Origin of the sequence: Paenirhizobium selenitireducens ATCC BAA-1503, from assembly GCF_900492185.1 — a bacterium.
Lineage (GTDB): Bacteria > Pseudomonadota > Alphaproteobacteria > Rhizobiales > Rhizobiaceae > Allorhizobium > Allorhizobium selenitireducens_A.
Window position 1 is genome coordinate 86,124 of record NZ_UEYP01000007.1, and the last position, 24,724, is coordinate 110,847.

A 24,724-nucleotide genomic window follows, 5' to 3' on the forward strand; every position below is an offset into this window, starting at 1 on the left:
GTGCGATAACGCTGTGTTTATTCAGCCTAAAGCAAAAACTCGTTGATTCAAATCAAATATACAAAAGGTATCTTTTCGGCATAATGACAGCGGTTGAGTGAGGCCTTGTGACCGATCCGGGGGAGTGCCATGACGGACAGCAGAGACGAGCCTTGGGCAGTCGAGACGATGGACGAACTTCTGGCGCTCGCCAGAGCGATGGAGCAGGAGGCAATCGCCGGCTATGTGGCGCTTGCCGAGCGCATGCGACACGAGAACCGGCCCGATCTGGCTGCCGTCTTCGAGAGGCTGGTGGCGGAGGAGGAGGGCCATCTCGGGGCCGTCGACCGCTGGATCGCGCACTCGAACGTCGCCGTTCCGCCGCCGGTTGCCCTGCAGGAGCCGATGTTCGACGATGAGGGCGCAGCCTTCGTCGCGCCCGAACTCCTCAATTCCTACCGCGCCTTTTCCATGGCGGTGCGCAACGAGGAGCGCGCCTTCGTCTTCTGGAGCTATGTCTCGGCCCACGCGCCGTCCGAGGAGATCCGTCAGGCGGCGGAGCGGATGGCGAGGGAGGAGCTTGGCCATGTCGCGACCTTGCGGCGCGAGCGACGCCGGGCGTTTCATGACCTGCGCCGTTCCGGCGCAAGCCCGGCGCGCGGCGAGATCGCCGCCCTGGAGCTTCGCCTCTCCGACCATCTCGAGGCGCGGGCGCTCCGGGTTGCGGGCAAGGAGGCCGAGCGGTTTCGCGCCCTGGCCGAGGCAGCGCAGGCGCGAAGTGCGGCGGCCGTGGCGAGGCCCTTCGGCAGGTCGGCAGTGCTGGATGCCGTACCGGAAGGGGCGGACGCAAGGCTGGTGCCGCTGTGCGAATTGCTGCTCGACTGTTATCTCGATCTTGCCGAGCGGGAAAAGGAAGAGGACGGGCGGTTAAGGGCCCAGGCTTGCGCCGGCGAGATGATCGCCTGCCTGCAGGCCGTCAGGCAATAGGCCGGGATACGGCGCTATCTTGATAGGCGCCAGCCATCCGCGACGCCGGCCGGTCCCGGCAAGGCAGTGCCGGCAGGTTGAAGATCTTATGCCGCCCTGGCGAAGCCGAAATCCTCGGGCCTGAGGACCAGTTCGGCAAGCGTATGGCGATCGAGAACCTGGAGGAAGGCGCCGAGCGCCTCGCCCAGCACGCCGCGCAGCCGGCAAGCCGGCGTGATGCGGCACTGGTTGCCGGGCCCCATGCATTCGACGATGGCGAAATCGCTTTCCGTGGCCCGCACGACGGCGCCGATGGTGATGCTTTCGGCGGGCCGCGCTAGGGTGAGACCGCCGCCGCGCCCGCGCACCGCCTTGAGAAAGCCCTCGCGCACCAGCAGCTGCGCCACCTTCATCAGATGGGCGCGTGAAATGTCGAAGGTTCGGGCGGTTTCTTCGATCGTGATGCGCCGCTCGCCGTTGGCGGCGGCCATCATCATCAGCCGCAGGCCATAGTCGGAAAAGCGTGTCAGTTGCATCGCGCTGCCAAAGCCGTCTGTCATGACGCGGTCACAGGATTGTGCCGTGCAGCAAATATATACGGTTTTCTATGCTTTCTTGTCAAATCGGCGCAGGGCGGGCGTCCGGCTTGGCTGGCGGACGGTTCCTGTCGCTTAAGGGGGACCCATTGCCCTCATCCCTCTCACTCACAGCGACCGGGAATATCCAGCCTATAGGTCGTCTTGCCCGGTCCCTCGGGCAAGACCGGGATCAGATAGACCGTGAGATCGCACTCCTGGGTGCGGACCTGCCATTCGCTGGCTCCGTCCCCGCGCGTGCCGGTGTTGGCAATCGACTCGACCGGTGCCTGGCCGACGGCATCCGCCACCAGGCTGCTGGAGAGGATCGTCGTGATCTTTTCCGCGCTGTCGTAAAAGCCCGAAAGCGCCGCCAAGGCGGGCGAGGCGAGAGCGGCAAGGAAGAGGGCCTTGAAGACGAGGCCGGCGCCGGTGATATGCTTCATGCTTGTCCTTCCTTGAGGTCGGCCCAGTTTTCCATGCGCTTGCCGATTGGACAAGTGCAGAAAGGGAGTGCCGCACGCTGAACTTGACTTGGCGGCCGACTGCTTTATTCAGGCGCTTGCCGAAAAAATTTGAGGCCGGTTTGGTTATTCCGGTCCCCGCCTTGCGGGATAAAGTCGCATCTCGCGAACCCACGGCACCAATCCTAATCCAGGGTGGTGCCGTGACGGGTTTTTGGTTCCTGTCACGCTCGACCCTTAGACAGTGAGACCCCTTATGCTCGACAAGAAAACCCTGCTGCTCGCCCAGATCTTTATGACCTTCATGATGGCCTTCTCCATGTCCGGGATCATGTCGTTGATCGCCTTGGGCCCTACCGCCGAATGGCTCCATGTCTGGCCCCGGCAGTTTGCCATGGCCTGGCCGATCGCCTTCGTGCTGACGATGTTCGTCAGCAGGATCGGCTTTGGTCTGGCCGTCCGGATCCGCGGAAGGAAGCCGATCTCGGGCGAGTAAGGCGCCGATCCTAAGGTCTGCCCCGCGCCCGCAGGCAAAGCAAGACGCGCCGGTGCTCGCAGGCGAAACCGCACAAGACCGATGGGCCGGCCACGGCCTGTCGGACCGTGGTCTCGCGTACGGGTACGGGTGTCGCCCAAATCACAGAGAAGTCGAGGGAGGTGAGCGCACGCATAGATACCACCCGGAAAGAAATAACTGACGGTCGCCATGGCGCTTCCCCTCTTGAATGAATAATGACTGCGAAGTCAACATTTCGTCATGGCGTTATTTCTCGATCGGTAGCGAAGTACAGTTCGAATAATAATCGATTATAAGTCCTGATGACGGAATCTAATGACGGCGCAATTCTATTATGGATTGCGAAGAAACAATTGCGCATCACTGTGGCAACCGGAATGCCCGCCCGGTCGTGCCCCCATTTATCCCCGCACCTTCACCGGCCGCCAGACGATGGTCTCCGGCGTGCGGTCGAACGGCCAGTCCATCAGCGTCACCCGGCAGTCGCGCCGGTCGCAGGTCTTGCAGCGGAAGGGCAGGGTGCGCGGGTCGCGCCCATGGCCGTAGAAGCCGGCGAGATCGCTCGCGAGGAACCGCGCCTGCCGCTCGCAATGCCGGCAGGTTGCCACCACGAGCATGTTGTGGCGGGTTGCCTTTCCGAGGGTGTCGATGCTGACGGCCATGAGTATCGGATGGAACAAAGAGGGAACGAAGTCAAGGGGGCGCGCATAGACGCGCTTGGTTCCTGCCCGGCCGCGTCCACAGGCCATCCCGCCTTTGTTGGAGGTTTTGGCTAAGCTCGTGTAATACACTGAATATTAACCATAAATACCGGAGCCCGTAAGGCATGCGTTAACCCTAACGCATGTATAAACACATGGCTTCCAGTCGGTAGTGCGTTCGTGAGGCGTGTTTGTTCTGAGTTTCTTTCGGGAGGGTGTCATCCACGACGCCCTCTTCGGACGAACAGTATTGCGTAGGTGTTGTATGCTGAGTTTTAACACGAATAACGGCGCTATTCTTGCGCTCGACGTTCTCCGGTCGACGACGGGCGATCGCGACGCCACCATGGGGAGGATGTCCTCCGGTCAGCGGGTCGCCACGGCGGCAGACAATGCCGCCTACTGGTCGATCGCCACGACCATGCGCTCCGACAACAAGATGCTGTCAGCCGTCGAGGATGCGCTTGGTTTGGCGAGCGGCATTGTCGACAGCGCCAACAACGGCTTCTCCGCCGCCACCGACACGCTGGTCGAAATCAAGAAACTGCTGGTTCTGGCGCGCGAGCCGGGGGTGGACCGGGACAAGGTCAATACCGATCTCGACCAGCTGAAGGATCAGCTGAAGACCATCGCCAGTGCGTCGAGCTTTTCCGAACAGAACTGGCTGAAGCGCACCGACCTCGCCGACGACGTCGATCGCGAACTCGTCGGCTCCTTCCGGCGCGATGCGGATGGCGGTGTGACGGTGACGAGCATAACTTACGAGATTGCCGGGACGGCCGGCACGACCGACGTCAATTTCCTCGTCGACGACCTGTCTGGCGACAGCGGCATCCTCACCGGCTCGGGTTTCGCCACCGAGCTCGGCACCTCCAAGTCCTGGGTGCTGTTCAACGGCGAGAACGGCGGCGCCTATGACGAGATCATGTTGACCGAGGCGACGACCGACGCCGAGATCGAGGAAATGATCAGCGTCGTCGATGCCATGGCGGAACGCACCATCGAGGTGGCGACATCGCTCGGCGCGATCAGCACGCGCATCGAGCTGCAGTCGGAATTCACCAAGGACCTGCAGGATTCGATCGAATCCGGCGTCGGCAAGATGGTCGATGCCGACCTCAATGCCGAAGCGACACGGCTGAAGGCACTGCAGACCCAGGAACAGCTCGGCATCCAGGCGCTGCAGATTGCCAATTCCGGAACCGAGCGCTTCCTCGACCTGCTGCTCTGACGTTACCCCGCAGCAAGCGACGACGACGAAAAAGCGCCCGGGAATGATCCGCGGGCGCTTTTGCCTGTCACGAACGAGTCGCGGCGATCGATCATTCGCCGGCGAGGAATTCCTCGCAATAGCTCTTGCCGTCCGTGCGCTTGTCGACGACGGTGCGCACGCCGCGGATCACGTAGTCGGGCGACACCGTCAGTTGCACTTCGCAGCGCAGATATTCGGAGCGCGCCGGCTTCAGTAGCTTGCCCTTCTTGCCATTGCCGAGATCCTCGTAGACGGCCGGCACGGCGCGGGTCTTGTAGCCGCCGCGCCAGGTGTAGAGCGTCGTGCCACCGGTCTCGACATCGGTAATCGGCGGGCCGAACTTGGCGAAGAAGGCGCCGGCCTGCTGGCCGTTCCAGCGCGCCTCGATCGGGTTCGTGGCGACACCCGTAGTGGTGCAACCGGCAAGTGCCAGCGCAAGGCCGGCCATGGTGATCACGCGGAAATTCATTTCTCTGTCCCTTGAGCTCATGTCGGCGAAGACGGCCGCCCGGAGCCCCTGATTCTCCGCCCATCGGCGCCGTTTCGCAATGCCGGCTTTAGCCGCAAACCGGGTGGATGAAAATCGCCTCTTCCGGCTGTACCGCGTATTTTTCGCCAATGATGCCAAGGGGCCACGTTCCGCCGTATTTTCAGGCGCTCCCGCCCTCTTGGGCGGAGAGGACGCGCCCGCATCCGTCACGAAATTTACGTCTTCCGCAGGAAATCTTCAAATCACCGCTTGTGCAAGAAAAAACGCTGGTCTATAGAGGCGCCGCTGGCACGGAGTGTAGCGCAGTCTGGTAGCGCACCACGTTCGGGACGTGGGGGTCGAGTGTTCGAATCACTCCACTCCGACCAGCTAGAAAAGCCCGCGATTGCGGGCTTTTTTCGTTTCAACACTATGCCTTTTTCCAGATTCGCAAAGTTGTCGTCTTCTTGGCATTGCCCTTTAAGAACTGGATCGCTCACGTCCCCGGATGAAGAGGACCTGGAGAGCGGCTGCCAACGAGGTCGCTCCGCTCCCGGCACGGTCACCGGCAGGCGTGTCCGGCGCCTGAAGAAACATTCCGGTGCAGGGTGCAATTGCGCAACTTCCTACCTTTAACAAGAAGCCGATCTGGCCAATAAGGGGGGACCTGTTTCCTGCCAACGCTGCCAGAATTCCGGGACAAAGCACTTCGATGACCACCAGCGATCCCGCCCGCCGTTCGGCAAGGGCTGCCCTCAGGCAATTGTTCAACCCGATCCTTGCCGGCGCGACACTCACCGAACGGCTCATCGGTTGCCTCGGCGCGCTGGTCGCGACGGCCCTGACCGGCTTTCTCTGCGGCCTGCTGCTCGGTCCCGATCCGCATCTGCCGTTGATCGTTGCGCCGATCGGTGCGTCCGCCGTCCTTCTTTTCGTCGTTCCCGCCAGCCCGCTCGCCCAGCCCTGGTCGATCATCGGCGGTAATTCTCTTTCGGCGCTTTCCGGCCTGGTCGTGGCACATTTCATCCATGAGCCGGCCCTTGCCATTGGCCTTGCCGTCTCGCTGGCGATCGCCGCCATGTCGCTCACGCGCTGCCTTCACCCGCCGGGCGGGGCGGTCGCAATGATGACCGTGCTCGGCGGGCAGGCGATCGCCGACTGGGGGCTGCTCTTTCCCATCGTCCCGGTCGGCCTCAACTCGGCCATCCTGGTTACGCTCGGCATCGTGGCACACAAGCTGTCGCGCCGCGCCTATCCGCACCTTGCCCCACCCGTCGTCGCCAATCTCCATCAGACGCGCGACCTTCCCCCGCAACTGCGCGCAGGCTTCAGCGAGGCCGATATCGAGGCGGCCCTTGCGGCCATGCACGAGACCTTTGACATCGACCGCGGCGATCTCAAGCAATTGCTGAGGCAGGTGGAACTGCAGGCCACCATCCGCCGGCATGGCCCTCTGTCCTGCGGAGACATCATGTCGCGCGACGTCATCCGGGTCAGTGAGAACGATACGCCGGAGACGGCGCGGGCGCTTCTGCTGCGGCACAATATCCGCACGCTGCCGGTCACCGATGCCGAAGGCCGGCTGCTCGGCACGGTCGGTCTTCGCGAGTTGATCGGCGCCGACGGTGCGATCGGAGCGAATATCTCGCGGGCTGCAACCGCCTCGCCGCATGATCCGGCATTGGCGCTCCTGCCGCTTCTGACCGACGGAAAGGCCCATGCCGTGGTCATCATCGACGAGGACGAACGGATCGAAGGGCTGATCTCGCAAACCGATCTGCTCTCCGCCGTTTCACGTGCCCTGGCCCTCGGGGAGGGGCGGGACTTGAAACCTCAGCTCAATAGGCCGATGCTCGCGGTCGGCTGAAACGGATGAACGCGAAGGAGAAGCGGATGCAGATCGAACGCGACGGCAAGGGCGACTTCATCCTCGATCCGGCCGAGATTGCCCGGCGTTTCGGCCTGGCACCCCAGGATTTTCGCCGCCAGCAGGCGCAGGGGCTGGTGAAAAGCACCGTCGAGGTGGGCGAGGGCGAGGATGCCGGCACCAGCCGATTGAGCCTGCGCATCGGCAATCGCATCTGGCGCGCCGTTCTGGATGGCGACGACCGGGTCATCCGCGAGGAACTGAACATCGCCCGCGGTGCCCCGGTCCGCCGCGACCACAAGGCCTGATCCTCGAACCATCCGAACGAAAAAAAAGCCCGCTCCGGGTGAGGGAGCGGGCATGTGGGACGCTTGGCGTCCGGGGAGAACCTCGTGTCAGCCGTCGATGCCGTCGATGAGGTCGCGGGCGGCGGCATTAGTGACGCGGCGGGTTTCCACCTCGTCGCGGCGGCTGGCGAGCAGTTCGGTGGCCATGATCTGTTCGGCGAGATCCGCCGGCAGCGACAGGATCACCCGGCCGTCATTGGCGTTGAGCCCGCCCAGATCGGCCCGTTTGGCCGTCACCATGCCGCCGGCCACCGTGTTGTTGGTGTCCGGATCGATCAGGATGAAGGCGCCGGTCGAGCGGTTCTGCTCGTAGGGGTCGAAGATCGCCGCTTCGTCGAAGGCGAGGTGCACCTTGCCGATGGCGTTCATAGCGAGCGCCTCGGCCGGGTTCCACTTGCCCGACTTGAGGTCGAGCTGGGAAACCGGATTGACCTGCACGCGCTGGCGGCGCGAGCCGGATTTCAGCCAGTAGCGCCTGCCTGGCTGGATGCCGTCCGGCTGGAGCGCCACGAGATGGGCGTCGAAGGACATGCCCGACTGCGGCTGGCTGTCGAGCGAGACGATCATGTCTCCGCGCGACACGTCGACCTGCCGGTCGAGCACCAGCGTGATGGCGTCGCCCGCAACCGCGGCATTGCGCACCAGGTCGAAGGTGACGATCTGCTTGACATTGGCGATCTGGCCCGACGGCAGGATGATGACGCCGTCGCCCGGCTTCACCGCGCCGCCGGCGACCGTGCCCTGATAGCCGCGAAAACTTTCGCCCGGGCGGCAGACGCGCTGCACCGGCAGGCGGAAGCCCGTGGTCTGGGCAGACCGCAGCGTGGCGAGTTCCAGCGCCTCGACCAGTGTCGGGCCGTCGTACCACGGCATCACGGCTGCGCCGGAATAGACGACGTTTTCGCCCTTCAGCGCCGACATCGGGATGGCGGTGACCTGACGTACGCCGAGGGTCAGCGCCAGTTCTTTAAAGTCATGGGAAATCCGGTCGAAGACGGCGCGGTCGTAGCCGACGAGGTCGAACTTGTTGACCGCGAGCACGAACTGCTTGATGCCCATCAGCGAGGCGATGGTGGCGTGGCGGCGGGTCTGTTCCAGCAGGCCGGTGCGGGCATCGACCAGCAGGATGGCGAGATCGGCGGTCGAGGCGCCGGTCGCCATGTTGCGGGTATACTGCTCGTGGCCGGGCGTGTCGGCGACGATGAAGGAGCGCTTGTCCGAGGCGAAATAGCGATAGGCGACGTCGATGGTGATGCCCTGTTCGCGCTCGGCCTGCAGGCCGTCGAGCAAAAGCGCGAAGTCGGGCAGGCCGAGGTCGTTCTGCTTGCCCGAATCGCGGTGCAGCGTCGCGGCCTGGTCTTCCTTGACGGCCTTGGTGTCCCACAGCAGGCGGCCGATCAGCGTCGACTTGCCGTCGTCGACCGAGCCGCAGGTGATGAGCCGCAGCGGACGTGAATCGCGGGTCACGAAGGCCGGATGGACGTCCGGAAGCTCGGCGGCGAGGGCGGTAATGGCGGCGGTCATCTCAGAAATATCCTTCGCGTTTCTTCTTCTCCATCGATCCCGACTGGTCGCGGTCGATGGCCCGGCCCTGGCGCTCGGAGACCGTGGCGATTTCCAGCTCGGCGATCACCTCCTCCAGCGTCGTCGCGTGGCTGCGGATGGCGCCGGTGAGAGGGAAGCAGCCGAGCGTGCGGAAGCGGATCATGCCTTCCTGCTTGACCTCTCCGGGCAGCAGTTCGAGGCGCGGATCCTCGGCGAGGATCATCATGCCGTCGCGCTCCACATAAGGCCGTTTCTTGGCGTAGTAGAGCGGCACCAGAGGAATGTCCTCGGCCTGGATGTAGCGCCAGATGTCGACCTCGGTCCAGTTGGACAGCGGGAAGGCGCGCACGCTCTCGCCGCGGCGGATCTGGCCGTTGTAGAGGTTCCACAGTTCCGGGCGCTGGTTGCGCGGGTCCCAGCGATGGTCGGGGGTGCGGAAGGAATAGATGCGCTCCTTGGCGCGGCTCGCTTCCTCGTCGCGGCGCGCGCCGCCGAAGGCGGCGTCGAACTGGCCGGCGTCGAGCGCCTGGCGCAGGCCTTCCGTCTTCATGATGTCGGTGTAGAGCGCCGAACCATGGCTGAACGGGGTGACGCCCTCGGCCGCCCCGCGCGGATTGATGTGCTCGATCAGGTCGAGGTCGTAGCGTTCGACGATCTCGTCGCGAAAGGCGATCATCTCGGCGAACTTCCAGCCGGTGTTCACGTGCAGGAGCGGGAAGGGCACGCGGCCGGGATAGAAGGCCTTGCGCGCTAAGTGCAGCAGCACGGACGAATCCTTGCCGATCGAATAGAGCATGACCGGCTTGTCGAACTCGGCGGCCACTTCGCGGAAGATGTGGATCGCCTCGTTCTCGAGCGCCTTCAGATGCGGATCGAGCGGCGGCTTGGCCGGCTGGTCCTTGGAATGGGGGTCGAATTCCGAATGATGCATTGTCTCTTGTCCTTGGCGCCCGGTGATGCCGGGTATCATTTCGTCGGGCCTTGCCCCTCATCCGGCTGCCGCCACCTTCTCCCCGCAGGCGGGGAGAAGGGACTTGCCGCACCGTCTCCGCCCCTTTTCAGCATAGAGATCGGGAGAAGGCCGCATTGCGCTGTCTCCGTCCCCTCTCCCCGCTTGCGGGGAGAGGGTCAGGGTGAGGGGCATTTCCTTCAAATCAGGCCGGTGTGCGTTCCAGCGGCGTCGCTGCCGCTTCCGGCACGTGCAGGCCGCATTCGCGTTTTTCGTCGTTCTCCCACCACCAGCGGCCGGCGCGTTCGCTCTCTCCGGGCTTGATGGCCCTTGTGCACGGCTCGCAGCCGATCGAGGGATAACCGCGCTTGTGCAGCGGATTGGTCGGCACCGCCTCGGCCTCGACATAGGCATTGATGTCTTCGAGCGACCAGTCGGCCAGCGGGTTCACCTTGATGAGATCGCGCTCGGCGTCATATTCGGCAAAGGGGGTGGCTGCACGGTTGCCCGACTGGCCGCGGCGAAGGCCGGTGATCCAGATCGTGGCGCCCGAAAGCGCCTTGGCGAGCGGCACCAGCTTGCGCACATGACAGCAGGCATGGCGGGCCTCGACGCTCTCATAGAAGCCGTTCAGGCCATACTTCGCCGCATAGGCGTCGATGTCGTCCTGTTCGGGATGGAAGCGCCTGATGGAAATGCCGAAGCGCTCCTCGGTCTCGCCGATCAGATCCGCGGTTTCCTTGAACAGCCGGCCGGTTTCCAGCGTCGAGATCTCGACCGGCAGCCGCGCCAGGCCGATCGCGGCGGTGATCACCTGGTCCTCGATGCCGAGGCTGGTGGTGAACACGGCGCGGCCGCCGAACGCGGCGACGAGGGCCAGCCGGCCGGGAAGGTCGAGGCCGGCCAGTTCGGCATCGAGCCGTTGCGCACGCATCTCATGGTCTTGGGAGGTCATGTGTCGATCCTGCTAGCTGAGCTGTGTGAAAGTATCGCAACAAAATGCCGGCAGGACGAGAAACAGCCATTCCCAAACAACCGGACCGGCGAGCAAATATCTCTCTCACTGGCGGTTTCGGAAGAAAAGCCGCCGCGGGTCCGCTCCTCGTCTCTCCGCTAGGCGTGCAGGCGCCAGTTTGTTTTTCCATGCGAATTGGGCTAAACGCTGCGAAGCAGGCGGTCGGGCGACCGCATCGGCCAGCAATCGGTTCTTCGATGATTTCGCAAAAAGCCAAATACGCCTTGCGAGCGCTTTCGGCCTTGGGGCGCGCCGAGGCCGGCGAACCCTTGCAGATTTCCGACATCGCCGACCGGCAGAACATCCCGAAGAAGTTCCTCGAGCAGATCCTGCTGGACTTGAAGCGCAACGGCCTGGTCACCAGCCGCCGCGGCAAGCAGGGCGGCTATCTTTTGCTGAAACCCGCAAACGAGATCACCTATGGCGAGGTGCTGCGGCTGATCGACGGGCCGATCGCGCCGCTGCCCTGCCTGTCACTCACGGCCTATCGCCGCTGCGAGGACTGCAATGGCGAAAGCGATTGCGAGGTCCGCCATGTCTTTGCCCGTGTCGCCGACGAGACGCGCGCCGTGCTGTTCTCCACGACGATTGCCGATGCTCTCAACGGGCATCCGGCTCGGATTGCCATCGAGGAAACGGTGTAGATCTGCCGCCGGGAGCGGAAATGTTTCGCTCCTGCACTTTTGGGCGGTGGTTTTCGCAAACGTGACTTTTCTGTGACATCCCGGTTTGGCGAACGAAATTACCTGCATTCTTGCGCCGGGCACCGTCCCGCATTTTCCCTCGCCCTGTGGCTCAGGGTACTGTTTTGCTATTTTTCCGCTCGCGTTGACTAACACGACCTGACCAGTAGTCTTAACGTGAGGAAACGGGGAAGGACAGGTTGCGATGAACAGCTTCACGAAACAGTTGGGCAGGTTCCTTGTCGGGCTGTCGCTGTCCACAGGTCTCGTCGTTCCGGCTCATGCCGACACCCGTCTGCTGAATGTCTCCTATGATCCCACCCGGGAACTCTACAAGGAGTACAATGCCGCCTTCGCCAAGCACTGGCAGGCCGAGACCGGCGAGGACGTGGCCATCCGTCAATCCCACGGCGGTTCCGGCAAGCAGGCCCGTTCCGTGATCGACGGCCTCGATGCCGATGTGGTCACCCTGGCGCTCGAAGGCGACATCGACGCCATCGCGGAAAAGACCGGCAAGATCGCCAAGGACTGGCGCGGCCGTCTGGAAAACAACTCTTCGCCCTTTACCTCGACCATCGTCTTCCTGGTGCGCAAGGGCAACCCCAAGGGCATCCGCGACTGGGGCGACCTGGTGAAGGGCGACGTGCAGATCGTCACGCCCAATCCGAAGACCTCCGGCGGAGCGCGCTGGAACTATCTCGCCGCCTGGGCATGGGCCCACAAGCAATATGGCGGCGATGAGGAAAAAATCCGCGACTATATCGCCGAACTGTTCAGGCGCGCGCCCGTGCTCGATACCGGCGCACGGGGCGCCTTGACGACCTTTGCCCAGCGCCAGATCGGCGACGTGCTGCTTTCCTGGGAGAATGAAGCCTATCTTGCGCTGGAGCAGTTCGGCGACAGCGCCGTGGAGATCGTCGCCCCGCCGCAGTCGATCCTCGCCGAACCTCCGGTTGCCGTGGTCGACGGAAATGTCGATGCCAAGGGCACGCGCAAGGTCGCCGAGGCCTATCTGCAATATCTCTATTCCGAGGAAGGCCAGAGGATCGCGGTGAAGCACTTCTACCGTCCGTCCAGGCCGGAATTGGTGGCGGCGGAAGACCTGGCCAAATTCGCCAAGGTTGATCTTGTCACGATCGACGATCCGATTTTCGGCGGCTGGGCCAAGGTGCAGCCCGCCCACTTCGCCGATGGCGGCATCTTCGACCAGATCTACAAGCCGGCTCGGTAGGCGATCGTCGATCGGTCGATGAAGCCCCGACCTCAGTAATCGTCCGGGGCTTGTGGCAGGCGGTATTCAAGGCATTATGCGGGTGGGCCCAAGGCAATGACGACGGGACAGATGATGAAGAACTGGCGCCAGCCGAGCATCCTGCCGGGCTTCGGGCTGACGCTCGGCTACACGATCTTCTATCTCACGGTGATCATCCTGATCCCGCTGGTGGGCCTGGTCTGGCGTTCGGCCTCGCTCGGCTGGGCGGAGTTCTTTTCCATCGCCGCCGACGAGCGTACCATGCTCGCCCTGAAGGTAAGCTTCGGCTCGGCGCTGGCGGCCGGCGCCATCAATGCCGTTTTCGGCGTCATCGTCGCCTGGGTGCTGGTGCGCTATGATTTTCCCGGACGACGCCTGCTCGATGCGGTGGTCGATCTTCCCTTCGCCCTGCCGACCGCCGTTGCCGGCATCTCGCTTGCCGCGCTCTACGCCCCGAACGGCTGGATCGGCGCGCTGCTCGCCCCGCTCGGCATCAAGATCGCCTTCACCCCGGTCGGCATCGTCGTGGCGCTGGTCTTCGTCGGCCTGCCCTTCGTCGTGCGCACGGTCCAGCCGGTGATGGAGGAGCTCGACCGCGAGGTCGAGGAGGCCTCGGCGACGCTCGGCGCCACCCGGTTCCAGACGCTGCGCATGGTCGTCCTTCCGGCGCTGACCCCGGCGATCCTCACCGGCTTTGCGCTCGCCTTCGCCCGCGGCGTCGGCGAATACGGCTCGGTCATCTTCATCGCCGGCAACATCCCCTACGTCTCGGAGATCGCGCCGCTTCTGATCGTCATCCGGCTGGAGGAGTTCAACTATGCCGGCGCCACCGCGATCGCCTGCATCATGCTGGTGATCTCGTTCGCCATGCTGCTGTTCATCAACCTTTTGCAGATGTGGAGCCGGAGGAGATATGCCAATGTCCGCTAAGCCCTCCTCCATGGCCAAGCCCCGTTTCCGCGACGCCTCGACCGAAGGCCCGCTCGCTCGGCTGTCGCTGATGGCGGTGGCGCTTGCCTTCATGGCCTTCGTGCTGCTCCTGCCGCTCGTTCTGGTGTTCATCGAGGCCTTCCGCGAGGGCGTGCCGGCCTTTTTCGAGGCGCTCGGCGATCCGGATACGCTCTCGGCAATCCAGTTGACACTGACGGTCGCGGCGATCGCCGTGCCGCTCAACCTGGTCTTCGGCGTGGCCGCAGCCTGGGCGATCGCCAAGTTCGAATTCAAGGGCAAAACCTTCCTGATCACCCTGATCGACCTGCCCTTCTCGATCTCGCCGGTCATTTCCGGCCTGGTCTATGTGCTGCTGTTCGGCTCGCAGAGCGTGCTCGGCCCGTTCCTCAAGAGCTACGGCATCGAAATCCTGTTTGCCGTGCCCGGCATCGTGCTTGCCACCGTCTTCGTCACCTTCCCCTTCGTCGCCCGCGAACTGATCCCGCTGATGCAGGAACAGGGCACAGGCGACGAGGAGGCGGCGCTTTCGCTCGGTGCCAGCGGCTGGCAGACCTTCTGGTACGTGACGCTGCCCAACATCAAATGGGGCCTGCTCTATGGCGTCCTGCTCTGCAACGCCCGCGCCATGGGCGAGTTCGGCGCCGTCTCGGTGGTGTCGGGCCATGTGCGGGGGCTGACCGAAACCATGCCCCTGCATGTCGAGGTCCTCTACAACGAATACAATTTCGTCGCGGCCTTCGCCGTCTCGACGCTCCTTGCTCTCCTTGCCCTCGTGACGCTGGCGCTGAAGACCGTTCTGGAACTTCGCTACGGCCACGCGATCGCCGGCAGCCGCAAACACTGAAAGGTCCTCCGATGGATGTCACGATCACCAATATCCGCAAGGAGTTCGGCCAGTTTCCGGCCCTCTACGACCTCTCGCTTGATATCCGCTCCGGCGAACTGATCGCGCTGCTCGGCCCCTCAGGCTCCGGCAAGACGACGCTTCTGCGCCTGATCGCCGGCCTCGAACAGCCGACCGCCGGCAAGATCTTCTTCGGCGAGGAGGATGCCTCGGAAAAGAGCGTGCAGGAGCGCCATATCGGCTTCGTCTTCCAGCACTACGCGCTGTTTCGCCACATGACCGTCGCAGAAAACATCGCCTTCGGCCTGAAGGTGCGCCCCAAGGCCAACCGCCCGCCCGCCCATGAAATCCGCAAGCGTGTCTCCGACCTGCTCGACATGGTCCACCTGACCGGTCTGGAAAAACGCTATCCGGCGCAGCTCTCGGGTGGCCAGCGCCAGCGCGTGGCGCTCGCCCGGGCCATGGCGATCGAGCCAACCGTGCTGCTGCTCGACGAGCCTTTCGGCGCGCTCGACGCCAAGGTGCGCAAGGAACTGCGCCGCTGGCTGAAGGAATTCCACGACCGCACCGGCCACACGACCTTCTTCGTCACCCACGACCAGGAGGAGGCGCTGGAACTCGCCGACCGTGTGGTCGTCATGAGCCAGGGCAAGGTCGAGCAGGTCGGCACCGCCGACGATGTCTACGACACGCCCAATTCGCCCTTCGTCTTCTCCTTCATCGGCGAGTCCTCGCATGTGCCCGTGACGGTCCGCGACAAGATGGTTCTGTTCCAGGGCGAGCCGATCGGCACGACCGAGAACGGCGAGGGGCCGGGCGAGCTGTTTTTCCGCCCGCAGGACGTCGTGGTGACCACCGACAGCCAATCCCTCTACGGCAAGGTCACCGCCTGCCGCCGCCTTGCGGGAACGCGCATCGCCGAGATCGACGTCGCCAACAACGGCCACGAGCCCTACCATCTCGAGATCGAAGTACCCCTCGACGCCCCCGTCGCCGTCGGCGCCGACATCCGCTTCCGTCCCACACGGTGGAAGCTGTTCGGGCAGTAGAGGGCGGTTTCGATCGAGGCGAGGGCGGGAACCGGGCTTTAAATCTGCCCGCATCGGATGTATATCATCGTGCGATATCAGTTATGAGGTTTCGCCATGCGCACGCTCGTGGACATTGATGAGAAAGCCCTGGCCGCTCTCGATCAGATTGCGCAGCGTCAACGGGTTTCGCGCGCATCCCTGATCCGTGAAGCCGTCGGCGATCTTTTGGCCAAGAAGCAGCGGCCGGAGGAGCAGGCGGCCTTCGGCCTTTGGGGCGAGGCGGGTGTCGATGGCTTGGCCTATCAGAAGGCACTGCGGGAAGAATGGTAGCGGCGCTGTTCGATACCAATATCCTGATCGACTATCTGAACGGCATCCCGCAGGCGAGGGAAGAACTCGGCCTCTATGAGGAGAGGGCGATCAGCATCGTCACCTGGATGGAAGTCATGGTCGGCGCGCCGGCGCCGCTCGCCGAGGCGACAAGGTCGTTTCTGTCCGGTTTCGAGGTGATCCAGCTGGACGAGGCGGTGGCGGAGAGGGCGGTCGAACTGCGACGAACGCAACGCATCAAATTGCCAGATGCGATCATCTGGGCGAGCGCCGACAGTCGCGGGGCGATCCTGGTCACGCGCAACAGCAAGGACTTTCCGCCTGATAATCCGGGAATGCGCATGCCCTATCAGCTCTGAGGCGACGGAACCGACGCTGAATGGCACGCCAGATGGAGGAGTTCTGGGTCGGTTTCAAAGCAACGGCCCCGGCGAAGTTGACCACGTCCATACGCGGCGGTACGATGCATCGCATTTGCAACGCAGGAGGTTCCCATGAAGACCGCAACGCTTCCCTCGCTCCGCGTCGATCCCGAACTGCGGGCCGCCGCCGAAAGCGTGCTCGAGGAGGGTGAAAGCCTCTCCGCCTTCGTCGAGAATTCGGTCAAGGCCCAGATCCACTACCGCAAGACCCAGGCCGAATTCATCGCCCGAGGGTTGGCGTCGCTGGCGGAATCGGAGCGGACGGGGGTCTATTTCACGTCGGAAGAGGTGTTGAGCGAACTGAAGGGCATGCTTGACGCCAAGCGCGCGGAAAGCGCCGTAAAATGATCTACGCGGTCAAGTGGTCGGTAAAGGGACGCGAAGATGTGCGACGGCTCTACGCCTATCTGCTTGATCGAGATGAGGACACGGCGGTACACGCCTATGAGGCGATTGCAGAAGCCGTAACGTTCTTGGAACGATTTCCCTTCAGTTGTCGAAAGGCTCGCGGAGGAGATCCGTTTCTGCGCGAACTCGTTGTTCCTTTCGGCTCGAGCGGCTATGTGGTGCTTTTTCGCGTGGATGACGGCGGAACGGTGACGATCGCCGCCGTCCGCCACCAGCGCGAGGATGATTACCACTGAGCCTTACCGGTCGCTGGTCTGCCAGCGCGGATTGGTCCACGGCTCCTGGTTGGAGCGGGGCAGGGGCTGTTTGCCGAGGATATGGTCGGCGGCCTTTTCGCCGGTCATGATCGACGGGCCGTTGAGGTTGCCGTAGGTCACGTGCGGGAAGATCGATGAGTCCGCCACCCTGAGCCCCTCGACCCCGATCACCCGGCATTCCGGATCGACCACGGCCATGGGGTCGTCGGCGCGACCCATCTTGTTCGTGCCGCAAGGGTGGTAGGCGCTTTCCAGGTGTTCGCGCAGGAAGGCGTCGATCTGATCATCCGTCTGCACATGCTCGCCCGGCTGGATTTCCGGGCCGCGGAACTGGTCGAAGGCCTGCTGGCCAAAGATCTCGCGGGTCAGCCGCACGCAGTGGCGGAACTTCTCCCAGTCCTCCGGATGGCTCATATAGTTGAAGCGGATCACCGGATCGGCCATCGGGTCGGGCGAGCGCAAAGTCACGCTGCCGCGCGACTTCGACAGGTTGTAGCCGACATGCACCTGGAAGCCGTGGCTCTTCGCCGCCGCCTTGCCGTCATAGGAGATGGCGACCGGCAGGAAATGATACTGGATGTCCGGCTGCTTGAGGCCCGGCGCGGAGCGCAGGAAGGCGCAGGCCTCGAACTGGTTGGAAGCGCCAAGCCCGCCCTTGGAGAGCAGCCATTGCGCGCCGGCCACCCCCTGCCAGAACCACGGCAGCCAGGAATAGAGCGATACCGGCTTGGTCGAGACCTGCTGGAAGTAGAATTCCATGTGGTCCTGCAGGTTGGCGCCGACGCCGGGACGGTCGGCGACGACCTCGATCCCCATCTCCTTCAGATGCGCCGCCGGTCCGATGCCCGACAGCATCAGCAGTTTCGGCGAATTGAACGACGAGGCCGAGACGATCACCTCGCGATTGGCGCCCACCACCTCGATTTTTCCGTTGCGCTCGATCTCGACGCCGGTGGCGCGGCCGTTCTCGATGATGACGCGGCGCGCGAAGCAGCGGGTGAGCGACACGTTGGGCCGCTTCAGCGCGGGTTTCAGATAGGCATTGGCCGCCGACCAGCGCCGGCCCTTGTGGATCGTCTGCTCCATCAGGCCGAAGCCTTCCTGCTTGGAGCCGTTATAGTCCTCGGTCAGCTCGAAGCCGGCCTGCTCGCCGGCCTTGATGAAGGCATGGAAGAGGGGGTTGTTGACCGGCCCGCGCCGCACATGCAGCGGCCCGTCGGTGCCGCGCCATCCGGCCTCGCCGCCGCTCGAGGTCTCCATCCGCTTGAAATAGGGCAGAACGTCCGCATAGGCCCAGCCGCGCGCGCCAAGCTCTTCCCAGCGGTTATAGTCCTCGGCGTGTCCCCGCACATAGACCAGGCCGTTGATCGACGACGATCCGCCGATCACCTTGCCGCGCGGCGCGGTGATGCGCCGATTGTTGAGGTTCGGTTCGGGCTCCGACAGGTAACCCCAGTTGTAGCGCTTCATGCTCATCGGCCAGGCGAGCGCGGCCGGCATCTGGATGAACGGCCCGACATCCGACCCACCATATTCCAGCACCAGGACGGTGTGCTTGCCGTCTTCCGACAGGCGGTAGGCCATGGCCGATCCGGCCGAGCCGGAACCGATTATGATGTAGTCTGCGTTCTGCATCTGGACTGCCCCTCATCCGGCTGCCGCCACCTTCTCCCCGCAAGCGGGGAGAAGGGATATGCCGCGCCGGTTCCATTTTTGGTGACGCCCCTTGGGCCGCGTCCCCTCTCCCCGCCTGCGGGGAGAGGGTTAGGGTGAGGGGCAGATTTCAATCAATACGGCGCCTCGCACTTGCCCATGCCGACATAGACCGTCTTCAACTCGGTATAGTGCTCCAGCGCGGCGGCCGAATTCTCCCGTCCGAAGCCGGATTGCTTTGAGCCACCGAAGGGAATCTCGACCGGGCAGAGATTGTAGGTGTTGATCCACAGCGTGCCGGCTTCCAGTTCGTCGACCACGCGATGGGCGCGGGTGATGTCGGCGGTGAAGACACCGCCCGCAAGCCCGAATTCGCTGGCATTGGCCCGCGCGATCACGTCCGCCTCTTCCTCGAAATCGAGCACGCACATCACCGGCCCGAAGATCTCTTCCCTGGCGATCGTCATCTCGTCGGTCACGTCGGCAAACACGGTCGGCTGGACGAAATAGCCTTCGCCCGAAACGTTGTTCGGGATGCCGCTGCCGGTGACGAGGGTGGCGCCTTCCGCCTTGCCCTTGGCGATGTAGCCGAGCACCTTCTCGCGCTGCGCCCAGGAGACGAGCGGTCCCATCTGGGTTGCCTCGTCCTGCGGGTCGCCGATCAGGATCGCCTCGGTGCGCTCTTTCAGCCGGGCGAGGAACTTCTCCTTGATGCCCTTGTGCACGAAGACGCGCGTGCCGTTCGAGCAGACCTGGCCGGTGGAATAGAAATTGGCGAGCATGGCGCCCGAGATCGCGCTTTCGACATCGGCATCGTCGAAGACGATCAGCGGCGACTTGCCGCCGAGCTCCATGGTGACGTGCTTCAATTGGCTCGCCGCCGCCCCTGCCACCTTGCGGCCGGTCGGCACCGAGCCGGTGAGCGACACTTTTGCGACGTCGGGATGGGAGACCAGCAGCGGCCCGGTGTCGCGGTCGCCCTGGATGACGTTGAACACGCCTTTCGGCAGCCCGGCCTCGATCAGGATCTCGGCGATCTTCAGCGCCCCGAGCGGGGTGACTTCCGACGGCTTGAACACCATGGCATTGCCGGCGGCGAGCGCCGGCGCGCCCTTCCAGCAGGCGATCTGCTGCGGATAGTTCCACGCGCCGATGCCGACTACGACGCCGAGCGGCACACGCTTGGTATAGGCCCAGTCTCCGCCCAGCGGGATCTGGCTGCCGTTGAGCGCGGTCGGCGCGATGCCGCCGAAGAATTCGAAGGCGTCGGCCCCCGAGGTCGGGTCGGCGACGATCGTCTCCTGGATCGGCTTGCCGGTGTCGAGCGTTTCGAGTTCGGAAAGCGCGCGGTTACGCTCCCGCATGATCTCCGCGGCGCGCTTGAGGATCCGGCCGCGGGCCATCGGGCTTAACTTCGCCCATTCCTTCTGCGCCCGTTTGGCCGAAGCGATGGCCTTCTCGACAATTGACGGCGTTGCCGCATGCAGCTTGGCGATCACCTCGCCTGTCGCCGGATAAAGGCTCTCGATGACGGCACCTTCGGTATCCTCGACATATTCACCGTCGATGAAATGGCTGGCTTTCGGCTGTGCGCGCATGTTCGACCCCAGTCTGGCAATGATCCGGCAAATTCTTCGCTGAGCCAAGCATATAAGCGGGCAAAGGGCCAGAGTCCCCTTTTAGCGAGGCCAGATTCCGTTCCGTTTGCGACACCTCTTGATCGCCGACAGCGGCGGCCCCGCGATGGGCTGGAAGTCCGGTTTAAAACATAGATTGACAATCTATGTTTTAACGATCAGGCTTGATCCCACGATGAGAGACAAGGAGCGGCAGGCGTGATCGAAGAAAGCCGGATCGACAGGACCATCCTCATAGACGGCATCCCCTTGCCCGACATGCTGGACGAGCAAACGGTCCGCGCCGTGGTCCATGGTTTTTATGACGAGATCCGCGGCGACGACCTGCTCGGACCCGTCTTCGCGGCGGAGATCGCCGCCGACGAATGGCCGGCGCATCTCGACAAGATGTGTGACTTCTGGTCGGCGACCCTGCTGCGCACGTCGCGCTATGACGGCCGGCCGCTGCCGCCGCATCTGGCGATCGAGGGCCTCGACGAACGGCATTTTCGCCGCTGGCTCTCACTGTTTCGCGCCACCGTCCGGCGGCTCTGTCCGCCCGAGGTCGCGCAATTGTTCATCAACCGCGCGCTTCGCATCGCCCACAGCTTCCGCCTGGCGATCGCCTTTCACCGCGGCGAGAACGCCATGCACATCCTGCCGATCGGCGAGGACGCGCTGTGATCGCGGCGGGATATGCCGCTGAGGTGACGCAGCGCGGAGCACGGCCATGCGCCTGACGAGTTTTTCCGACTATGCGCTGCGCATGCTGATGTTCGCCGCATCGAGCGGCGAGACGTCGTTCACCATCGAGGCGGCGTCGCGCGCCTTCGGCGTATCGAAGACCCATCTCAACAAGGTCGCCAGCACGCTGACGCGCGGCGGCTTCCTCAAGGCGCTGCGCGGCCGGTCGGGAGGGCTGCTGCTCGCCCGGCCCGCCGAGACGATCCGCATCGGCGATGTCGTCCGGCTGACCGAACCGGATTTCGCCGTCGTCGAATGTTTCGCCACCGGCAACCAGTGTGTCCTGACCCGCACATGCAAGCTTTCGGGCATGCTGGGCGATGCGATCGGCGCTTTCCTGTCGGCGCTGGACCGCTACACGCTCGCCGATATCGCGCTCGAGCCCGCCGCCTTCGCCGCCTTTCTGCCCGACGCGCCGCCCCGCCCGCGCAGGCCCTATCGCCGGAGGGCCGAGACCGTGTCCTCCGTGGGGGACACCACGCCGGCCGCCCCAAGAACCCTGCCCTGACAAGAGGAGAACAACCATGGCCGAGACCCCCGAGAAAGACACTCCGAAGACGCTGGCGGCCGAGACGATCGACGGCGGCAGTTCCCTTTTGCCGATGCTGATCGTCGGGCTGATCATGATCACGGTCGGCTATGTTGTCCTGATGATGTTCGTCTGATCGCAGGCCTTGATCCGGGCAGCAGGTGAGACCGGATGCGTGGTCCGGCGGGCCTGTGGCTTGACGCAACGGACGGCCTTTCAACGCGTCGTCCGTGCTCGACCGCGCAGTGTTCCGCTGTTGAAACCTCTTTCTCGCGCAGCCGCAGCGCCCTCTCGAGTTGAGGCCGTGTCGGCAAACATGCTAGAAGCGTCGGGACCGCTTTCGCCAAAGCCGGTCGGCATCGGTGAAGGCTGAAGGGGTCTTATGAAGCTGCATATCCATCTTGGCGCCCACAAGACGGGCAGCACCTCTCTTCAGTTTCACTTGCGCAAGAACGAGGCGAAATTCGCGGACGCCGGCATGGCCTATATCCCCATGCCGGAGTTCCGAAAGCGTTATTCGGCCTTTCTCAACCGGATTGAAAACAGATACCCCGCCTTCATCAGGCTGCTTTCGCCGACGATCGAAAGCAGGTTTCGCGACCAGCTTGTCCCTTCGTCGGGCTCGTCCCTGGTGGTGATCTCGGATGAGAACCTTTTGGGCGGCCTGGCACCGATCGCGGCCAAACACAGGCTCTATCCCCATGCCGTGCGCATGGTCTCCGCGGTCAAACGCGCGGCCGGGCCGAACGACGCCCACTATTTCCTCTGCATCCGCAACTACCCGGAATTCATCGTCTCGATGTACCTTCATCTGGTCATCCAGGGCAGGCGTGTGCCTCCGCTCGAAAGCGTGACGGCGGATTTCCTGGGTGGCGCGCGTGGCTGGGCCGAGGTCGTGGCCGATGTTGCAAACGTGGTGGGCGCCGACCGGCTGACGGTCTGGACCTACGAGCACTATCGCGATGCTCCTGGCGCGGTGCTCGATGTTCTGGCGCCCGGTGTCCCTGTCGAACTTTTCGTTCCGCCGGGAAATCTCGCCATCAATCGTTCGCTGACCGCCAAGGGCTGGCAGGTGATGGAGGCCTTGCAGGACATCCTGACGCGGACGGAACTGGCCAGCATGGGTACGCTGATAAGGAAGTTCCCGTTCGAGGAACCCAATCCCAAGGTCGTGCTCGACGATCCCGAGGCGCTGGCGGAGCTCGACGACAAATATCGCCGGGACAAGAACGCCATCGTCGCGCTCGGCTGTCGCCTGCTCGATGGCGCCCGAGCCGTCTGATCCCTCAGCCTTCCCCGCGCATGCCGTGCCGCGCGAGAGCTACGCGCCGCCCGCTTCGTCGGCAGCGGGCCTTCGGCTTTGTCCGGTCCGTGGGTCATGAAACCTTCATCGAACCTTCACATTTCGGAAAGGTTTTCTTGACGATTTCCAAGCAAGCCTTGCGGCCATAAAAACAAATGGATTTTGGAGAAAGACAATGGTTACTGGCGCCGCGTTGGAGACGGGCATCTTGCGCCGCTTTGCCAATGACCAGTTGCTGACCCTTGCCAAGCTGGTCGTCGAAAACGCCCTGCAGCCGATCGTCGAGGTCGGCACGGGCGCCGTGTTCGGCTATGAGAGCCTGATGCGCGGCCATGATCGGATCGGCTTCGATAGCCCCCTCGACCTGCTCGACCAGGCGGCGGCCTCTGGCCAGCTGGTATCGATCGAGCAGATGGTGGCGAGCCGGGCGCTCGCCAAGTTCGCCACGCTGCCGCATTTCTCCGACACCACGCTCTTTCTCAATCTCGACGTCCGGTTGATCGCCCAGGGCGACGAACTGCTCGACAGCGTGCTGCAACACCTGCGCCTGGCCAATATACCGCCATCCTCGGTGTGCTTCGAGCTGTCCGAACGCTTCGACAATACCAGCGTGCCGGAATTTGCCGGCCTCGTGGCGCGGCTGCGGAAATCCGGCTTCAAGCTGGCAATCGACGATTTTGGCGTCGGCCACGGCGAGATGAAGCTCTTGTGCGACTTTCCGGTTGACTATGTGAAGATCGACCGCCACTTCATCGCCGGCCTCGACGGCAATCCGCGCAAGCGCCATCTGGTCAAGAACATCGTCAACTTCTGCCACGTGCTCGGCGTGCGGGTGATCGCCGAGGGCATCGAGACGGAAGCCGAATTCATCGCCTGCCGCGAATTCGGCGTCGATCTGGTACAGGGCTGGTTCATCGCCCGGCCCACGACGCTGATGAACGAGCTGAAGCCGTCCTTTCCGCACCTGCAGGAGATCGGCAAGGTGCGCCGCTCGACGCAGTCGCTCGACGAGATCCTCATCCGCCGGCAGATCGAGCACATGCCGACCGTTTTCGAGCACGAGGGCATCGACAGCGTCTTCGACCTGTTCCGCCGCAATCCGCGCCAGTCCTTCTTCCCCGTTCTCAACGCCAATGGCGAGCCGCGCGGCATCATCAACGAGTTCCATCTCAAGGAATTCATCTACCAGCCTTTCGGCCGCGACCTCTTGAAGAACAAGATCTACGAACGCTCGATCTCGCATTTCGTCGAGCGTGCCCCGATTGTCGGCCTCGATGCCGATGCCGAGCGGCTGATGTCGATCTTCGCCAACATGGACGGTTCCGACTGCGTCATCCTCACCGAGAACATGCGCTATGCCGGCGTGGTCTCGGCCGCCTCGCTGATCCGCATCATCAACGAGAAGCAGTTGAAGACCGCGCAGGACCAGAACCCTTTGACCGGGCTCCCCGGCAATCGCGCCATCCGCGACCTGATGCAGGATTTCGCCCGCGACGGCGATGACAGCCGGTTCTTCTGCTATTGCGATTTCGACCACTTCAAGCCGTTCAACGACCATTACGGCTTCCAGAGCGGCGACCACGCCATTTCGCTGTTTGCCGCCCTGCTGCGCCGCTACTTCTTTGCCGAGGGCGATTTTCTCGGCCATGTCGGCGGCGACGACTTCTTCATCGGCCTGCGCGACTGGAGCCGCGAGGAACTGACCGAGATCCTCGACCGGCTGCTGTCCGATTTCCACGATGACGTGATCGAGCTCTATTCCGAAGAGGACCGCAACACCGGCCGGATCCATGGCCAGGATCGCCATGGCCGCGACCGCGAATTCCCCCTGATGCGCTGCTCGATCGGCGTTCTCGAACTGCCGCGCGGCCTGGTGATCGACGACGTCAACCGGGTCTCGGCCGAAATCGCCGAGCTGAAGAAGAAGGCGAAGAGCAGCGACAGCGGCCTGGTGATCGACGTCTACCTGGGTCGCTGAGACCCGCCCGATCGCGCCCTACGGGCGACAGGCGATAGCGCAAGCCGGGCAGGACGGAAGCCGCCGCGTCAATGAGC

General features: G+C 63.6%; 28 protein-coding genes and 1 tRNA gene. 20 read left to right on the forward strand and 9 right to left on the reverse strand.

Annotation, left to right across the window (positions count from 1 at the left end; translation table 11 throughout):
• Positions 1–129: 129 nt before the first annotated feature.
• Complete coding sequence (locus tag RHIZ70P_RS14100) at positions 130–966, forward strand: ferritin-like domain-containing protein (RefSeq protein WP_115671038.1); 837 nt, start codon at positions 130–132, stop codon at positions 964–966.
• Between the two features lie 86 nt (positions 967–1,052).
• Here the strand turns inward: RHIZ70P_RS14100 and RHIZ70P_RS14105 are convergent, their stop codons facing one another.
• Both RHIZ70P_RS14105 and RHIZ70P_RS14110 read right to left on the reverse strand, forming a co-directional pair.
• On the reverse strand, positions 1,053–1,481 hold the full coding sequence (locus RHIZ70P_RS14105) for an RrF2 family transcriptional regulator (protein WP_115671213.1): 429 nt from the start codon (positions 1,479–1,481) through the stop codon (positions 1,053–1,055).
• Positions 1,482–1,645: 164 nt separating this feature from the next.
• Positions 1,646–1,966: a hypothetical protein gene (locus RHIZ70P_RS14110; RefSeq protein ID WP_115671039.1), complete on the reverse strand. Its 321-nt coding sequence runs from the start codon at positions 1,964–1,966 to the stop codon at positions 1,646–1,648.
• Between the two features lie 274 nt (positions 1,967–2,240).
• Between RHIZ70P_RS14110 and RHIZ70P_RS14115 the strand changes: the two genes are divergently transcribed.
• Positions 2,241–2,480 carry a DUF2798 domain-containing protein gene (locus tag RHIZ70P_RS14115; RefSeq protein WP_115671041.1) on the forward strand — a complete coding sequence of 80 codons (240 nt, stop codon included), beginning with the start codon at positions 2,241–2,243 and terminating at the stop codon, positions 2,478–2,480.
• A gap of 422 nt (positions 2,481–2,902) precedes the next feature.
• On the opposite strand, the gene RHIZ70P_RS14120 is transcribed toward RHIZ70P_RS14115, so the two are convergent.
• Positions 2,903–3,163: a hypothetical protein gene (locus RHIZ70P_RS14120; RefSeq protein WP_147294001.1), complete on the reverse strand. Its 261-nt coding sequence runs from the start codon at positions 3,161–3,163 to the stop codon at positions 2,903–2,905.
• 304 nt (positions 3,164–3,467) lie between these two features.
• Between RHIZ70P_RS14120 and RHIZ70P_RS14125 the strand changes: the two genes are divergently transcribed.
• On the forward strand, positions 3,468–4,433 hold the full coding sequence (locus RHIZ70P_RS14125) for a flagellin (protein ID WP_115671045.1): 966 nt from the start codon (positions 3,468–3,470) through the stop codon (positions 4,431–4,433).
• A gap of 91 nt (positions 4,434–4,524) precedes the next feature.
• Here the strand turns inward: RHIZ70P_RS14125 and RHIZ70P_RS14130 are convergent, their stop codons facing one another.
• Positions 4,525–4,923, reverse strand: coding sequence for a hypothetical protein (locus RHIZ70P_RS14130; RefSeq protein ID WP_115671047.1), 399 nt, complete (start codon positions 4,921–4,923; stop codon positions 4,525–4,527).
• Between the two features lie 312 nt (positions 4,924–5,235).
• Here RHIZ70P_RS14130 and RHIZ70P_RS14135 point away from each other — a divergent pair.
• The 3 genes from RHIZ70P_RS14135 to RHIZ70P_RS14145 all read left to right on the forward strand — a co-directional run bounded on the left by RHIZ70P_RS14135 (position 5,236) and on the right by RHIZ70P_RS14145 (position 7,098).
• Positions 5,236–5,312, forward strand: a tRNA-Pro gene (locus RHIZ70P_RS14135).
• A gap of 323 nt (positions 5,313–5,635) precedes the next feature.
• Positions 5,636–6,790 (forward strand): HPP family protein, encoded by a 1,155-nt coding sequence (locus RHIZ70P_RS14140; RefSeq protein WP_115671048.1) that lies wholly within the window; start codon positions 5,636–5,638, stop codon positions 6,788–6,790.
• Positions 6,791–6,816: 26 nt separating this feature from the next.
• Entirely contained in the window at positions 6,817–7,098 is a 282-nt protein-coding gene (locus RHIZ70P_RS14145) for a DUF6522 family protein (RefSeq protein WP_115671214.1), read from the forward strand.
• Between the two features lie 87 nt (positions 7,099–7,185).
• Here the strand turns inward: RHIZ70P_RS14145 and cysN are convergent, their stop codons facing one another.
• The 3 genes from cysN to RHIZ70P_RS14160 all read right to left on the reverse strand — a co-directional run bounded on the left by cysN (position 7,186) and on the right by RHIZ70P_RS14160 (position 10,586).
• Positions 7,186–8,661: a sulfate adenylyltransferase subunit CysN gene (gene cysN / locus RHIZ70P_RS14150; RefSeq protein ID WP_115671050.1), complete on the reverse strand. Its 1,476-nt coding sequence runs from the start codon at positions 8,659–8,661 to the stop codon at positions 7,186–7,188.
• A gap of 1 nt (position 8,662) precedes the next feature.
• Positions 8,663–9,613 carry a sulfate adenylyltransferase subunit CysD gene (gene cysD / locus RHIZ70P_RS14155; RefSeq protein ID WP_115671052.1) on the reverse strand — a complete coding sequence of 317 codons (951 nt, stop codon included), beginning with the start codon at positions 9,611–9,613 and terminating at the stop codon, positions 8,663–8,665.
• Positions 9,614–9,836: 223 nt separating this feature from the next.
• Positions 9,837–10,586, reverse strand: coding sequence for a phosphoadenylyl-sulfate reductase (locus tag RHIZ70P_RS14160; RefSeq protein ID WP_115671054.1), 750 nt, complete (start codon positions 10,584–10,586; stop codon positions 9,837–9,839).
• A 257-nt stretch (positions 10,587–10,843) separates the two neighbouring features.
• On the opposite strand from RHIZ70P_RS14160, the gene RHIZ70P_RS14165 reads away from it, so the two are divergent.
• The 9 genes from RHIZ70P_RS14165 to RHIZ70P_RS14205 all read left to right on the forward strand — a co-directional run bounded on the left by RHIZ70P_RS14165 (position 10,844) and on the right by RHIZ70P_RS14205 (position 16,803).
• The gene (locus tag RHIZ70P_RS14165; RefSeq protein ID WP_115671056.1) at positions 10,844–11,290 is read left to right on the forward strand and encodes an RrF2 family transcriptional regulator; all 447 of its coding nucleotides are present in this window, start codon (positions 10,844–10,846) and stop codon (positions 11,288–11,290) included.
• A gap of 244 nt (positions 11,291–11,534) precedes the next feature.
• Positions 11,535–12,560 (forward strand): sulfate ABC transporter substrate-binding protein, encoded by a 1,026-nt coding sequence (locus RHIZ70P_RS14170; protein ID WP_115671057.1) that lies wholly within the window; start codon positions 11,535–11,537, stop codon positions 12,558–12,560.
• A gap of 96 nt (positions 12,561–12,656) precedes the next feature.
• Positions 12,657–13,511 (forward strand): sulfate ABC transporter permease subunit CysT, encoded by an 855-nt coding sequence (gene cysT, locus RHIZ70P_RS14175; RefSeq protein ID WP_115671058.1) that lies wholly within the window; start codon positions 12,657–12,659, stop codon positions 13,509–13,511.
• Complete coding sequence (gene cysW, locus RHIZ70P_RS14180; protein WP_115671059.1) at positions 13,501–14,376, forward strand: sulfate ABC transporter permease subunit CysW; 876 nt, start codon at positions 13,501–13,503, stop codon at positions 14,374–14,376. The genes cysT and cysW overlap by 11 nt, the downstream gene beginning before the upstream one ends.
• Positions 14,377–14,387: 11 nt before the next feature.
• Positions 14,388–15,425 (forward strand): sulfate/molybdate ABC transporter ATP-binding protein, encoded by a 1,038-nt coding sequence (locus tag RHIZ70P_RS14185; protein ID WP_115671060.1) that lies wholly within the window; start codon positions 14,388–14,390, stop codon positions 15,423–15,425.
• A gap of 96 nt (positions 15,426–15,521) precedes the next feature.
• On the forward strand, positions 15,522–15,737 hold the full coding sequence (locus RHIZ70P_RS14190; protein WP_115671061.1) for a ribbon-helix-helix domain-containing protein: 216 nt from the start codon (positions 15,522–15,524) through the stop codon (positions 15,735–15,737).
• On the forward strand, positions 15,731–16,096 hold the full coding sequence (locus RHIZ70P_RS14195) for a type II toxin-antitoxin system VapC family toxin (RefSeq protein ID WP_115671063.1): 366 nt from the start codon (positions 15,731–15,733) through the stop codon (positions 16,094–16,096). The genes RHIZ70P_RS14190 and RHIZ70P_RS14195 overlap by 7 nt, the downstream gene beginning before the upstream one ends.
• A 135-nt stretch (positions 16,097–16,231) precedes the next feature.
• Positions 16,232–16,507, forward strand: a complete 276-nt coding sequence (locus RHIZ70P_RS14200) for a YlcI/YnfO family protein (RefSeq protein ID WP_115671065.1) — start codon at positions 16,232–16,234, stop codon at positions 16,505–16,507.
• Positions 16,504–16,803: a type II toxin-antitoxin system RelE/ParE family toxin gene (locus tag RHIZ70P_RS14205; protein WP_115671067.1), complete on the forward strand. Its 300-nt coding sequence runs from the start codon at positions 16,504–16,506 to the stop codon at positions 16,801–16,803. Before RHIZ70P_RS14200 ends, RHIZ70P_RS14205 begins: the two co-directional genes overlap by 4 nt.
• A gap of 3 nt (positions 16,804–16,806) precedes the next feature.
• Here the strand turns inward: RHIZ70P_RS14205 and betA are convergent, their stop codons facing one another.
• Together betA and betB are read right to left on the reverse strand one after the other, a co-directional pair.
• A complete protein-coding gene (gene betA / locus RHIZ70P_RS14210; protein ID WP_115671069.1) occupies positions 16,807–18,459 on the reverse strand; it encodes a choline dehydrogenase in 1,653 nt (550 codons plus the stop codon).
• 152 nt (positions 18,460–18,611) lie between these two features.
• The gene (gene betB, locus RHIZ70P_RS14215; protein WP_115671071.1) at positions 18,612–20,075 is read right to left on the reverse strand and encodes a betaine-aldehyde dehydrogenase; all 1,464 of its coding nucleotides are present in this window, start codon (positions 20,073–20,075) and stop codon (positions 18,612–18,614) included.
• Positions 20,076–20,312: 237 nt separating this feature from the next.
• Here betB and RHIZ70P_RS14220 point away from each other — a divergent pair, with 237 nt between their 5' ends.
• The 5 genes from RHIZ70P_RS14220 (at position 20,313) to RHIZ70P_RS14235 (ending at position 24,647) form a co-directional block, all read left to right on the forward strand.
• The gene (locus tag RHIZ70P_RS14220) at positions 20,313–20,777 is read left to right on the forward strand and encodes a group III truncated hemoglobin (protein ID WP_235842235.1); all 465 of its coding nucleotides are present in this window, start codon (positions 20,313–20,315) and stop codon (positions 20,775–20,777) included.
• A gap of 46 nt (positions 20,778–20,823) precedes the next feature.
• Positions 20,824–21,345 carry an RrF2 family transcriptional regulator gene (locus tag RHIZ70P_RS14225; RefSeq protein ID WP_115671072.1) on the forward strand — a complete coding sequence of 174 codons (522 nt, stop codon included), beginning with the start codon at positions 20,824–20,826 and terminating at the stop codon, positions 21,343–21,345.
• Positions 21,346–21,361: 16 nt separating this feature from the next.
• Entirely contained in the window at positions 21,362–21,502 is a 141-nt protein-coding gene (locus RHIZ70P_RS23045) for a hypothetical protein (protein WP_154721872.1), read from the forward strand.
• Positions 21,503–21,748: 246 nt separating this feature from the next.
• Positions 21,749–22,648 (forward strand): hypothetical protein, encoded by a 900-nt coding sequence (locus tag RHIZ70P_RS14230; protein WP_115671074.1) that lies wholly within the window; start codon positions 21,749–21,751, stop codon positions 22,646–22,648.
• 196 nt (positions 22,649–22,844) lie between these two features.
• Positions 22,845–24,647, forward strand: a complete 1,803-nt coding sequence (locus tag RHIZ70P_RS14235; RefSeq protein ID WP_181904028.1) for a bifunctional diguanylate cyclase/phosphodiesterase — start codon at positions 22,845–22,847, stop codon at positions 24,645–24,647.
• The last annotated feature ends 77 nt before the right edge of the window (positions 24,648–24,724 follow it).